Raw genomic sequence first — 11,551 nt, forward strand, 5'->3', positions numbered from 1 at the left:
GAGCGTGGCTGTGACGCCCGTCTCGTCTTCGTATTGACGAAGGAGAAGCAGATGGAGTTGGGCGGAACGATGCGCGCTGAACGCGTGGAGGCGGCGGGTTCATTGCCTGCGACGGTTGGGGAAAGCCCCGTTTGGCATGCGCAGGAAGGGGCTTTTTATTGGGTCGACATTGTCGCGCAGAAGATCATCCGGTTGCATCTCGAGTCTGGCGCGAGAGCGGAATGGGTGTTGCCGGAACGCGTGGCGTGCCTCGCTTTCGGACGTGAGGGGGGCCTGCTGGCCGGCCTTGAAACAGGCCTCTTTGCTGTGACGTTGCCCACCTCGCACTCTGGAGCGGGGCCGATCCCGGCACAGGTGCGCAAGCTGGCTGCCCCTGTGTTCCCGTTGCCGGACATGCGTTTTAACGACGGCCGCTGCGACCGCCAGGGGCGCTTCTGGGCGGGCACGATGGTGCAGGACAATCCGGCGGCTCAACCCGCCGGTGCGTTGTTCCGTTTCGACACGGCGGGCAGGCTGTCGGCGCCGATCGTCGACGGGCTGATCGTGCAGAACGGACTCGCATGGTCGCCCGCTGGCGGCATCATGTATCTGTCCGATTCGCATACCTCCCGCCGGCTCATCTGGGCGTTCGATTACGATGGGCAAACCGGTGAGCCGCATAACCGGCGGCTCTTCGCCGATCTGCATCACTACGTGGGCCGCCCCGACGGCGCAGCGATGGACGCCGACGGTTGCTACTGGATTTGCGCCAACGACGCGGGCCGGGTGCTGCGTTTTACGCCACAGGGTAAGCTGGACCGGCAGATCGAATTGCCGGCGAGGAAGCCTTCGATGTGTGCCTTCGGCGGACGGGAGCTCGATACCTTGTTCATTACTTCGATTCGGCCGGACCAGGGGGCGAATGAAGACGATGGGCACGTGTTCGCGGTTCGACCGGGGGTGAAGGGGTGTGCCGAGACGGGGTATGGCGGGGTGTTGTGAGGCGGGGCTTGCGCGACATTGCCTGATTGTCGCTTCCGTCCGGCAAACGGCTCCGCCGATGTTGCCATCGACTAGGTGGATCCATCCGCATCCATAGGCTCACCGAACCATCGCGACAGGGCTTGGGAAGCCCCCTCATCGTCAGCGGCGGCCTCACTAGCCCAGGCGACGAACCCGTCCGGGCGCACCAGCACAGCGCGCAAACCCAGGCGGTCCCTGACGTCGCTTGCGACATAGACGACTCGCTCTCGCCAGCGGTTCGTAAGCGTCCGAAGCGATGCGGCGGCATCGAAGTCCAGAAAGAGGCCTTTTGCTTCGCGCAGAAGGCCGCCGACCTTCGTTCCGTCGATCAGTTCGAAATCAGGAACGCTTCGGCCCACCAGCGGATGAGCGCTGCCAAGATCGTATTGGAGCGAAACGCCCCACACGCGTTCGGCGAAGTACGTCGCACCATCGCGGGTCTCGATGAGATCGCGGATGATGGCTTCGAGTGCGCGCGTGCTTTGAGTGGGGCGCATGATTGCGACTTGCGCGCGTGACCAATCAAGCACGTCCGCCCCCACCGGATGCCGCTCCATCTGATACGTGTCGAGTAGATCCGCCGGCGCGTCGCCACGGATCGTGGCTGCCAGCTTCCAACCCAGGTTCATTGCGTCTCCGAGCCCGAGATTGAGCCCCTGACCGCCCAAGGGCGAATGGATATGCGCAGCATCGCCTGCGAGCAGCACCCGTCCTTTGCGATACGCTGCTGCCTGGTAAGCGCGATCTGTCCAGGTAGTAGCGAGCTGAAGGCTTGTCAGGGTGATCTCTGTGCCACACACCCGGCGCAACACCGCCTGCACATGCTCCAGCGTGATTGGCTGGATCCGGTGAAAGGCGCCGCCGTCGAATTCGATCATCGCTATCGTGCCGGGCCGCGCATAGGTGTACATACCGGTCGCCGTATAGTGCCGGCCGGGGGAAAGCGCTTCCGGATCGGCCATCTCGACTTCGACGGAATAGCCGGTAAATTCAGCAGAGGTGCCGACAAAATCGAAGGCGCCTGCCTTGCGTACCGCACTGCGGCCTCCATCGCAACCGACAAGCCAGCGTCCGCGAAAAGTCTCCGCGCTAGCGTGAACGGTTACGTCTTTGTCGGACGCGTGAAATTCGTCGACGCTGAAGGAGCGTCGGATCTCGACTCCCATCGCGTTGGCTCTGCGGGCCAGGACAGTTTCGAGTGTCTCCAGTGAGACTGCCATGCTCGTATCGGCCGGGCTTGGCAGGCGATACGGCCACTTCGAAGTGTCGACGTCATCGTGATAGAACTGGATGCCCGCGAAATGGCCGGCTGGCCGGCGCGGTTGCTGCATCCAGTGCGCGGGCGTCGCAGTCTTGCCCGCAGCATCATTCGCACGTTGCGCAGCGATTAAGTCGTCCAGCAACCCCCGACGGTAAAGGGCTTCAAGGGTGGGCGCCGAAAGTCCGCGCATGCCGAACGGAAGACGTTTCAAGGGAGAATGGGGGGCTTCGGCTTGCTCCAGCACCAGGACCGATAGGTCAAACAGGCGCAGCTCGCAAGCGAGAAACAGACCGACGGGGCCGCCCCCGGCAATCACGACGTCATAGATATCTGGATGGTGATGCTTGTGCATGAACGACTCCTCTGTCGATGTCCGACCGGAGCGTTTCTCAAGCTGAGACCCGCACGGACGAACGTTGGGACGCCTGAACAGCGTCATATGTTCGTCGCGGGGATCTTATGCACGAGGCCAAAGACCAGAGCTTTCGTTACCGAAAGGACTTGGGCTTACCAAACCAAGTCTGCCTTTTCCGACACGGCTTTATAACATTGTGACGATGACGCCGCAACAAGCGGCGCTCGGTCATGGTCATGGTCATGGTCGTGGTCCGATTCGAGCGCCGCAAAACGCTCGGATGGCGCAATTTAAGGGTTTTCCGTAAAATACGTCATTCCAGGTGTTGTCGGTTAACTACTTCATGACGCATAGAGTTGGATTTTTCGTTTGCGGTGGCCACGATGCTCTTGATCTTGCTGGGCCACTTGCGGCTTTCAATCAGGTGGCAACAGCAGCTGGCCATACTCCATATGTTCTGCATGTGCTCTCGCAGTCGGGCGGCCCGGTTATTGGCAATGCGGGCCTTCCGATCGAGACGAAGTCCATTGGGAAGCACAGGTTTGATACCGTCGTATTCGTGGGCGGTGATATCGATCCGATGCAGACATCGGAGAACATCGCCGCTGCCAAGCAATTGGCTTCCCGCGCCCCGCGGGTGGCAAGCGTATGTACGGGGGCGTTTTTGCTTGCAGAAACGGGCTTGCTGGACGGGCTGAGAGCAACGACGCACTGGCGGTACGCTGCTCAATTGCAGTCGCGCTTCCCTCGCACCAAGGTCGAGGGCGATAGCATTTATATAGCGGACGGCCGCATTTGGACATCGGCGGGGATCGCCGCGGGAATAGACCTTGCGCTCGCCATGATCGAAGCAGATATGGGTACGGCAATTGCGCGCGCTACCGCCAGGCTTTTGGTCGTTCCGTATCGTCGACCAGGAGGTCAGTCCCAATTCTCCGCTATGTCGCAAATGGAACCGGAGTCGGACCGTATCCGCATTGCTCTGAATTTTGCCAGGGAACATCTGGCTGAAGCGCTACCTGTCGAGCGACTCGCCGAAGCCGCAAGATTAAGTCCGCGGCAATTCGGACGAGCATTTCGCCGGGAAACGGGTGAAACGCCTGCTAAGGCGGTCGAGCGCTTGCGCGTCGAAGCCGCGCGGTTGCGCCTGCAGGATGGCAGCGAGCCAATCGAACAGATTGCTCTGGCTGTGGGATTCGCCGATCCGGAACGGATGCGCAGGGCGTTCGTCAAACTGCATGGACATCCGCCACAATCGATCCGGCGCGAGAGCAGACTAAACAGTGGGCGCTGATCGATCGACGGCCGATCAGCCCGCTGTTTAGTCGGTGGCCGTCTAACGGCCCATTGGCGCTTTCGGTACGTGACTATCTATTTCGCCGAACGCTCAGCGTCCGTCAGACTTTAGGGGTGCGTAATCATTCCAGATGTCGCGATGCAACTTCCAGGCGCCGCCCTGCTTCAGGAAGATGAGGATTTGTTTTCCTCGATATTTGAGCTTTCCACCAGGGTCGCGGATTTCCGCATCCGAAACTTCCGTCACGATCTGATCATTACCGTAGAACTCGTAATGGCTGAACGATACGGTATCGGGCTTTGATCCGGCATACCCCTTGGTGAAGTGTTCAGCGATCGCGCTGCCCCCCGTGACTTTGTCGCCCCCGGGCGGCAAGAGCGCACCATCTTTCGTATAGAGGCGGCCTATCGCCTCATAGTCCCCTCGCGCAAAGGCTTCCGCCCATCGTGCGTTCTCGGCTTTGATAGCCGCTTCGATCGGAGGTTGCGGGCCATCGGCAGTTGCTGGTACCGCAAACGCGAAAAGGGGGAGGCAGGCTGCAACGGCAGCCACACAAAGACGAATCTGTCGCATCTAATGATTTCCGATTTTGGTTTGAATTGGAGAGCGCTGCACCAGATTGGGCAGGTGGAGGGAGCAGATAATGTCGGTTGAATCTTCGTCGAGGCCAGCGGTTTGGCCTCGAACAGATTGCCGAGCAGTGTTTCAGCGAACGCCTGGGATTCGGGCGAGACCCCTGAATGCGCCGGGCAGTTCCTTGTCGACCATCGCGATTACTTCTGGCCGCGCGTCTCTGGGATGACCGGAGTGGAACGGCGGAGCGGGATCATATTCGATCACGAGTTGCGTGAATTCGGCGGCCTGTTGACCGCGCAGCTTCGCTGCAACGCGAAGTGCAAAGTCGATGCCCGCTGTCACGCCGCCGCCGCTCATGAAGCGGCCGTTGTCGTCTTCTACGAAGCGATCCGGAACGGGGATGGCGCCATATTCAGACAGCTTGTTGACGAAGGCCCAATGGCAGGCGCTTCGCTTACCTTTGAGAATGCCCGTTGCGGCAAGCACGAGCGATCCGTTGCAAACCGACGTAACATGTTTGGCGCTTTCGGCTAGACGCCGGATCTGCGCTTGATACTCTGGGCCCATCGGCGCTGTCAAATCAGATCCGCCGGGGACCAGGATCACGTCTGTCTTCTCAATGTCGGTCAGTCGTTCAGTCTTTCCATACACGACCCCAAATTCGAGCGTCACGTTGCCCCCATTGAGGCTCGCATAGCGAACGTTCGTATTCGGTAGCCGGTGAAAAATCTCGCTGGGGCCGGCGAAATCGAGAAGCGTACCTCCATCGTAATTCACGATCAAAATATTCAGCGGATCACTCGGGGCAAGTTCCCCCGCGCTGCCTGCCTGCGCAAGAGCAGGAGTGGCGCGTGCAAGCAGGCCTCCGCCTCCCAGGATGGCGCCGAGCGTGGCGACGCTTCCAAACTTGAGAGCATCGCGGCGGGAATGGCCTGCTCTGGTGAGTTGCTCGCCGGAGGCGTTGTTTTCGCTATTGTCGATCAAGATAATTTCTCCTTGCGCTTAAAGCTGCGAGGCGCCGCCATCGACGACAAGTTCGGTGCCGACGACGTAGGAGGATTCGTCGCTGGCGAGATAGAGCGCCGCGTAGGCAATGTCCTCGGCCTTGCCCATGTAGCCCACCGGAATAGCCTTGGCGAACTCGGCCTTACGGTCGCGAACCCACTCGTCGGACATGCCCCACTTGGTGATCAGGGGCGTGTCCATCGCACCGGGAGCGATCGCGTTAAAGCGGATTTTGCGGTTGAGAAACTCGTAGGACCAACTACGGGCGAGTGATCGCACGGCTGCCTTCGCCGCCGCGGTCAAAGAGATGCCATGCTTGCCGGTCTGCGCGACGAAGGATGTATTGAGGATGACTGAGGAGCCCTCTCGCAAGTCTGGCAACACCGCTTGCAGCGTGAACACCACGCCCTTGACGTTGATGTCCATGATCTCGTCGTAGAGTCGTGCGTCGATGTCGTCGACTGCGGACGGGAACGCCCAACCCGCATTGGCGAACACGACATCCAAGCCGCCGAACTTCTCTTTTACCTCTGCGGCAATCGCCCGCATGTCTTCGATCGAGCGTACATCGCCCTTTAGAACGAGTGCATTCTCGCCAAGCTCGGCCTTCACGCGCTCAAATGCAGCATCATCTCGACCAGTAACCGCGACACGGGCGCCTTCTGCAATGAAGAGCTTGGCGGTTGCAAGACCGATGCCGCTGGTACCGCCCGTGATCAAAGCTGACTTGTTCTTAAGTCTCATCTTATGTTCCTTTCCTTAATCTCATGATTGATCAAGCCGAAGGTTCAAAGTGCAACCGGAATGGCGCGTGTTTCGGTTTGATCTTCCATGCAAATTATGGAAGGTGACGCGAATGGCGCAAAGGTCGTATATCCCTCAAAAAACGTCGCCAAATCGGAGGCCGCGTCGGGCACGATCGGATCTCCGTCGAGCAGCGGATGGCTGCCAACCTATTCATCGTGAAGCCCCCGTCTGCTGATGCGTGCGGTCTGTACCGCGTTCAAAGCTGCGACCACCCCCCGTCAACCGGCAGTTCGGCGCCGTTCGTGAAGGTCGCGTCGAACCCGAGGAAGAGGACGGCCTTGGCGATTTCCTCCGACGTCCCGAAGCGCTTCATGGGGACCATACCGCTCGCATGTCCCCTCATCTGGGCGGCCGCATCTTTGTCGGGGAATGCCTTTTCGAGGATGCCCGTATCGATGGGACCCGGCATGCGTGCGCAGTTAGGCACGCCGCGCAAGACGCTCCTCAGGGATGCCGAGGAAGCGGCCGACCTGGTGCTCCTGCCGCGGCGTGGAAACGCGGGGCCAGAAAGTTGACGCCGGCGTTAGAGGGCGTTGCGGGGCAGTAGGCTTTGATAGTTGCCGATTTGAGAGCGCGCGAGATTTTATGGGTCAAACAGCAGGTCAACGGTTTTCTGTTCCAGCAACTGTGGCGCAATCCTATCTGAACATTTCGATTTAGTCCCGTACGTGGAGACACGCTTGTCGTAGCTGCCAATGGCGCAGGCAGGTGGATGTTAATTCGCAGAAATCATCTGGAAAGGCGCTCGCCAGTAAAACAGATAGGGAGCCTAAATGACGTGACAGCGTAAGTGGCGAGCGACCCTCGGCTGCATCGTTGGGAACGGCCGTTCCACTATCTGCAGGCGCAGGGTGGTCAGTGGCGGCTTGTGGCCCGAGAGCGTCGTCTCCCGCTTTATTCTTTATTGATAGCTGGTCGGTTCCCGATAGTAGTTTGCCTCAGCTTCGCGGGTGGGATATAGCCGAGTGGTTCCATCAGCCGATGGTGATTGAATCAGGCCACCCATTCCAGGGTCACGGAAAGTACTTCCAGCTTCCTTCCGACACCACCTCAACGGTGCCGCTGTCCACTTTTATGGCCGTCTGGTCGTCGATTGCATACGCGGGGCCGCCAATGCCAGCTGCCCAGCGTTCGGCGTTCGCCAGTGTGTTCTCGGGCATGAACTCGTTGCTTAGGTGCGGAAAGATTGAGAAGTCGACTATGCCCAAGGTACGGTCGTTCCCATTGGGTGACCTCCAGTTCACGAAGTCTTCACCGATGCGTGGCGTCATGACCATGCTCCCAGCACTGACACCAACCCACACTGTATTCGGCAGCGATGGAAGAAGTGCTGCCAGCCCGGATTGCCTCATCCAGTGGGACAGGTAACATGCGTCACCACCGTCTACGAGCAACACGTTTGCTTCTCTCACCCACGGTTCCCACCGCTCGTTTCCGATGCTAGGAAGCGCAGTGAGCTCCAGGAGACCGACTGACTTCCAACCCAGGTCGCTCATAGGCGCGGGCGACTTCCCCGCGACAAAGCGCCACGCCGACGCGGGCGTGCACATTGGATGGCCGTATTCCGCCGTGGGGATGCATAAGGCATTGCATTCGACAAGAGGCCTGCCGAGGAGACCTGTGAGTGCGCTGTGAATGCTGGCATTCGTGACACCGCCGGAGGTGAGGAGCAGCTTCATGTTCCCTGAGCGTGTTCCGCGAGGCTTAACGCTTGAGCTGAGCGGCGGCTGCCGCAACGCCCAATAGTCTACTGCAACCGACCCTCAGCCATCCGCTTGAGCGAATAGTCAGGTTGCAACTGGAGCATTACATTGATATCGAGACTGGAGCGACGGTCGCCGCAAAGTGCTTCGCGCGACTGCGTGAGCAGCAGATCGACGATTGAACGCACCCGCCAAAGCGAATCATCCCTGAAGTGTGCCACCGAACATACTCAGCGCGTTCTATGCGGATATATTAGGTCGCGTCGGCTACGCCCTAGCAATGCGATGGCTTGATGCTCTCGGCATCCATCAACCCGATCTCAGTGCGGTGCTTTTGATGAGCATACGTTTGAATTCGCCTACGAGCACCCCAGTCGATCTTGTCGCCTCGTCCGGACGGGAAACCCTTTCAGACCTTTCAGATCCGACACGCATCGACCGAAGGTTCGGGCGCATGCTCATCCCGGCGGTCCTTGTGGCGGCACCACTTGCGATCCTGCTTTTTCTAGTACTCCGGACTACGAACGGACATTTCACCTACACGCTCGACGACCCATATATTCACCTCGCGCTCGCTCGAAACATCTGGCATGGTCACTATGGGATCAATGGCTCAGAGTTTTCAGCGCCGAGTTCGAGCATCTTATGGCCGTTTCTGCTCGCGCCTTTTTCCGCGAGCGGCAGGCTCTTTGAATATGCGCCACTGGCTTTGAATTTTATGTGCCTATGGGCAACGATCGGTGTGATGTGTCGCATTTTCCGCGATCTGCCCGTGGTCTCGCGTGTCCTGGTTGTTGGCTCGATAGCCATTTCGCTCAATTTGTATGGGCTTGTGTTCATCGGCATGGAGCACAGTCTTCAGATCCTGCTCGTGACTGTCGTCATGCTGCCCCTTATCTATCGCGACTCGGAGGGCGGCATAGGCATCAAGGTGCCCAATTACGTCTTTGCTGCCTTGATTGCGCTGCCGCTGACACGCTACGAAGGCTTGGCGATCTCGCTGCCTGTGCTGCTCTTCCTGTTCGTGCATGGGTACAGGAAAGCAGCCGTTCTGTCGATAACGATCATCGCGCTAACAGTTGGCAGTTTTTCAGCTTTTTTACATGTAAACGGATTGAATTACCTGCCGTCTTCCGTTCTCGCGAAGACAGACCTGGGCGGAATACCGGGAATTGCGTACAACCTGCACGAGAACCTGCAAGCGTACGGCTTTATTTTGCTCCCGGTCGCATGGGTTCTCGGCGTGTATTGGCAAACAAGCAGGTCGCGCTGTTTTGTTGTGCTGGCCGCCACGGTGTTCCACTTTGTTTTTGGCCATTTTGGCTGGTTCGGCCGCTACGAAGTGTATTACATACTTTTTATCGTAGTCCTGAGCGTACGGCTCGCGGTTGATTCTGGACTTAAGATGATTCCGGCCATACTTTGCTTGCCATTTGTATTCCAGTCGCTAATCGTGGCGACCTTGTACACACCTCAGGCAGCAGAAAATATCTACGGTCAGCAGGCGCAAATGGCGCGGATTACCGCCATGCTCGGTGCGCCGATCGCGGTGAACGACCTGGGTCTCGTGGCGCTGCGCTCGGGGCAGTACACGCTGGATCTATGGGGGCTGGGGTCGATTGAGGCACTGCGCAATCGGCTGCGCGGAGGTGACTCCGAATGGATCGCTGCATTGATGGCTAGAAAGCACGCGCAGTATGCTTTCGTGTACGACGCGTGGTTTCCCCACAAGCCCGCTTCGTGGATCAGGGTGGGCGAACTCAAACTGCTGCAGAAGAAAATCACGCCGTATAGCGACCTGGTGAGCCTCTACGCCGTGGATCCGTCGTCCGCCGCGAAACTTCGGTCGACGTTGAGGAGCTTTGCGCAGCAAAACGTTTCGCAGGATTTCTCGGTGGCGATCTATTGACGTCCCGGGGATCGACAAACCGTTTCCGTTTTTTTAACACTTGAGCAACCGCCGACCGTGCGCAGACGCTCGCCTCGACCTGGCTCAAGGTTGGGGGAAATTAGGCGATGACCGCTGCACTCCAAAAGTCGTCGATGAGTTGACAACTGGTCCTGTGTTCGAATCGGGTCGGCTACGGCAGTTCAACGTAGGACCAGATTCGGCCAGCAGCAGCCACCGGGATTTGCTTCTATCTGGACAATCCAGTGTCGTGCGCGCTTCGGCGACGGACATTCCCTGTCTCGTCGTACACCATGATGTTGAATCCTTCGCTTGGATCTGGTGGAACGAAATACCGGGTGATCAGTTCATACTGAGCTTCGGATGTCTGGAATGGATGTTCGCCTGACGCGTTTCTCGCCCTTAGCCGGGATTTGCAGATCTCATCGCTCACATCCAGATAGTGGAGCTGATGTTCGCAGCCGGCGGCTCGAAATAAAGAGTGCCCCCATGCACGAGTGTTGGTCGTGTTAAACGGGAAGTCCAGTACCACCGATATCCCTGCCGAGAGGATCGATTGAATGTGCCCGGTGAGGACCGTCTTTAGGCGTCCCGCATAGCGCACGTAGTCTGCCAGCGCATGAATTTCGTCCGGATAAAGACGCTCGATCCATACGTCTTCGCTGATCAAGACCATCCGCTGAGAATTCAACAGGCCAGCCGTTAGCGTTGACTTGCCCGAGGCAATTTTGCCGCAGACCATATGGAGAGTGGTTGCGTTACAAGGTCCAACGCCGTCAAGAAAGCTGCTCTCACTCGTCATTTCCAGGCGCTCCAGTTGGGGCCCAGAAAGCAACAACCCGCCTTCTGGGCGGGTTGTGATTGCGTATTGTCAACTCAATAGCTATCCCGCCGGGACTGTCGCGGCGTTAATAATCGAGTTGATGTGGGATCGGCTCATGTGGCAAAGGATAATGCAGTGCACGGAATGAGACAAGTAAGAGTTGCTCTGAGAAATCCGGTCACCGGGGAATGACAACCCCCGCCGGACGGTAGCTAAAGCTTCTCGTGCTGCCGATCGCCGTCAGGCGGTGACCGGTAACGAGCTGCCGTTCGACGGCCACATACCAATCGTCGCAAGACCACTTCGAGAGTAGCGCAAATCGGAGAGGGGATGACAATGGGTTCACTTGAGCGAATGCTCTTCTCCTGGATAAAACGGACATGAGAAAACCGATTCATCGAAAACTAGAAGTGACCACGGATCATTGGGCACTAATCAGTGGACGAAGCCCTACCGACGCGCTGTCATTTCAGTCGGAGCGACTGCAAGTCATCTTCAACGACACCTCCACGCCATGGCATGACACCGTGGCCCGTGCTCATCGGGAAAGCGACGAGATTTATATCGTTCTCGAAGGGGAGATGGTAATCGCCGTCAACGACGAGTTGTTCAATGTCGCCGCCGGCGAAGTCCTGTGCGTCCCGTCGGGAGCAGCGCATCAGCTCATGCGCGTGGAAGTACCACATCGTTCACTGGTCCTGCGCTCACCTTCGGTGAACGACAAGATAGTGGAGTCACCTTCCGGCATGTCGTAGGTCAAGAGGATCCCGAGTTTGAAGGGGGACTCGGCGGCTTGAGGCAGTGGCCGGCTAC

At 58.5% G+C, this 11,551-nt stretch carries 11 protein-coding genes; 4 read left to right on the forward strand and 7 right to left on the reverse strand.

Annotated features, from left to right (window positions below; genetic code table 11):
* The first annotated feature begins 51 nt into the window (after nt 1-51).
* Nucleotides 52-981 carry an SMP-30/gluconolactonase/LRE family protein gene (locus tag BLQ92_RS36520; RefSeq protein ID WP_090695229.1) on the forward strand — a complete coding sequence of 310 codons (930 nt, stop codon included), beginning with the start codon at nt 52-54 and terminating at the stop codon, nt 979-981.
* Between the two features lie 71 nt (nt 982-1,052).
* Here the strand turns inward: BLQ92_RS36520 and BLQ92_RS36525 are convergent, their stop codons facing one another.
* Nucleotides 1,053-2,615 carry an FAD-dependent monooxygenase gene (locus tag BLQ92_RS36525; RefSeq protein WP_090695234.1) on the reverse strand — a complete coding sequence of 521 codons (1,563 nt, stop codon included), beginning with the start codon at nt 2,613-2,615 and terminating at the stop codon, nt 1,053-1,055.
* A 346-nt stretch (nt 2,616-2,961) separates the two neighbouring features.
* On the opposite strand from BLQ92_RS36525, the gene BLQ92_RS36530 reads away from it, so the two are divergent.
* On the forward strand, nt 2,962-3,912 hold the full coding sequence (locus BLQ92_RS36530; RefSeq protein WP_090695390.1) for a GlxA family transcriptional regulator: 951 nt from the start codon (nt 2,962-2,964) through the stop codon (nt 3,910-3,912).
* Between the two features lie 93 nt (nt 3,913-4,005).
* On the opposite strand, the gene BLQ92_RS36535 is transcribed toward BLQ92_RS36530, so the two are convergent.
* From BLQ92_RS36535 to BLQ92_RS36555, 5 genes are all read right to left on the reverse strand, one after another.
* Nucleotides 4,006-4,488, reverse strand: a complete 483-nt coding sequence (locus BLQ92_RS36535) for a YybH family protein (RefSeq protein WP_090695238.1) — start codon at nt 4,486-4,488, stop codon at nt 4,006-4,008.
* 132 nt (nt 4,489-4,620) lie between these two features.
* A complete protein-coding gene (locus BLQ92_RS36540; protein WP_090695242.1) occupies nt 4,621-5,475 on the reverse strand; it encodes a DJ-1/PfpI family protein in 855 nt (284 codons plus the stop codon).
* Between the two features lie 18 nt (nt 5,476-5,493).
* The gene (locus BLQ92_RS36545; protein ID WP_090695246.1) at nt 5,494-6,240 is read right to left on the reverse strand and encodes an SDR family oxidoreductase; all 747 of its coding nucleotides are present in this window, start codon (nt 6,238-6,240) and stop codon (nt 5,494-5,496) included.
* Nucleotides 6,241-6,499: 259 nt separating this feature from the next.
* A complete protein-coding gene (locus BLQ92_RS36550; RefSeq protein WP_090695249.1) occupies nt 6,500-6,712 on the reverse strand; it encodes an SDR family oxidoreductase in 213 nt (70 codons plus the stop codon).
* 604 nt (nt 6,713-7,316) lie between these two features.
* Nucleotides 7,317-7,982 (reverse strand): Type 1 glutamine amidotransferase-like domain-containing protein, encoded by a 666-nt coding sequence (locus BLQ92_RS36555; protein WP_090695254.1) that lies wholly within the window; start codon nt 7,980-7,982, stop codon nt 7,317-7,319.
* A gap of 304 nt (nt 7,983-8,286) precedes the next feature.
* Between BLQ92_RS36555 and BLQ92_RS36560 the strand changes: the two genes are divergently transcribed.
* Nucleotides 8,287-9,915: a hypothetical protein gene (locus BLQ92_RS36560; RefSeq protein WP_143016739.1), complete on the forward strand. Its 1,629-nt coding sequence runs from the start codon at nt 8,287-8,289 to the stop codon at nt 9,913-9,915.
* A gap of 229 nt (nt 9,916-10,144) precedes the next feature.
* On the opposite strand, the gene BLQ92_RS36565 is transcribed toward BLQ92_RS36560, so the two are convergent.
* The gene (locus BLQ92_RS36565; protein WP_090695261.1) at nt 10,145-10,717 is read right to left on the reverse strand and encodes a P-loop nucleotide/nucleoside kinase family protein; all 573 of its coding nucleotides are present in this window, start codon (nt 10,715-10,717) and stop codon (nt 10,145-10,147) included.
* A 401-nt stretch (nt 10,718-11,118) separates the two neighbouring features.
* On the opposite strand from BLQ92_RS36565, the gene BLQ92_RS36570 reads away from it, so the two are divergent.
* Nucleotides 11,119-11,493 carry a cupin domain-containing protein gene (locus BLQ92_RS36570; RefSeq protein ID WP_090695265.1) on the forward strand — a complete coding sequence of 125 codons (375 nt, stop codon included), beginning with the start codon at nt 11,119-11,121 and terminating at the stop codon, nt 11,491-11,493.
* The last annotated feature ends 58 nt before the right edge of the window (nt 11,494-11,551 follow it).

Source organism: Paraburkholderia phenazinium (assembly GCF_900100735.1).
GTDB classification, from domain to species: Bacteria; Pseudomonadota; Gammaproteobacteria; order Burkholderiales; family Burkholderiaceae; genus Paraburkholderia; species Paraburkholderia phenazinia.